General features: G+C 44.8%; 2 protein-coding genes. Both read right to left on the bottom strand.

Annotation, left to right across the window (positions count from 1 at the left end; all coding sequences use genetic code 11):
* Positions 1–210: 210 nt before the first annotated feature.
* Positions 211–441: a hypothetical protein gene (locus tag CX651_RS19770; protein ID WP_146226036.1), complete on the bottom strand. Its 231-nt coding sequence runs from the start codon at positions 439–441 to the stop codon at positions 211–213.
* 99 nt (positions 442–540) lie between these two features.
* Positions 541–1,062, bottom strand: a 522-nt coding sequence (locus tag CX651_RS19765; protein ID WP_232788343.1) for an HNH endonuclease, incomplete at its 5' end; no start/stop codon positions are given.

Below are 1,062 nucleotides of genomic sequence, written 5' to 3'. Positions count from 1 at the left end.
GAGCCAAGGAGTTGCGGATACGAATTGTCTTCCTAAGACCGCTTGGCCTCCGACTTAACAGTGGTAGTAAGGCGTATCTTCAAGGCTGATTTGAGTTCGGCGAGGGCGCGGCATAATAACCTCCTTGTTAAATGCTTAAACAAAGGATAGTCGGAGGCTAACTACCGCGCTATTAACGTTGGGTGTCCATATTTTTACCGATATAACATGCTAGTTTTTACCACCGACAAATTTGCCAATGACAACCAATATTGCCCCAACAACTAATGCCGGTAACCTAAATTTGGCCCAATCAAATGAGCTTTCATCAGTAGGCGCAATTTTTAAGTAAGAATCATTAGATGACGATTGAAACGCATCAACAGGCAAGAAGTCTATCGCGAAGCCTGCAACTCCAAATAAGAGAACTAAACAACCAACGATGATCAGGGCTTTTCTCACTTGAATCTGCCTCTTGTTATATAACGCCGGCCACAACGGCGCGAGCTTGCGAGCGTCCGGCGACCGAAGGGAGCGAATTGATGGCCTTTGTTAGCCTTTTCATTGCAGTACTGTTCTTCGCTTATGCGCCATTAGCGCCTCAGTATTTGGCAAAAGATCGGGATTTGACGGCAAGCTAGCTTTCCGACCGCTAAACTGTTGGTACTCTTCGGATAGCCGATTAGCGACGACTACATTTCCAGTTTGTGGGTCAATTGATATTAAGAACAAATCAAACAATGTGTGGATATCTGCACGCAAGAGAATCCCGTTAGATAGTTCGTATGATTGTTCTTCGCTATAAGGCACTATGTGTGCAGCTTCTAAAACCTCAGATTCAATACACCCTGTTACCGCACAAGTATTTTCGTATGCGGCGAGAAGATTTTCTCGGAATTTCGCCTGACCACGCCTTGCCCATATTTCCTGCATCGTTTTTTTATCGGGCTCCGCTTGGGGAATGGGTCTGAGTGGGGTGCTAGTTTCATTACTATTCTCAGCTGATGACTCTAGATAACTAATAAAACGAGGGTGTTCAAAATTCTGTGTCACGTTAAAAATCACAGATCGATGTGAGCATCC

Source organism: Shewanella chilikensis (assembly GCF_002836945.1).
GTDB classification, from domain to species: domain Bacteria; phylum Pseudomonadota; class Gammaproteobacteria; order Enterobacterales; family Shewanellaceae; genus Shewanella; species Shewanella chilikensis.
Note: the sequence above shows the minus strand (reverse complement) of the source record. Positions and strands in the feature narration are given on the sequence as shown.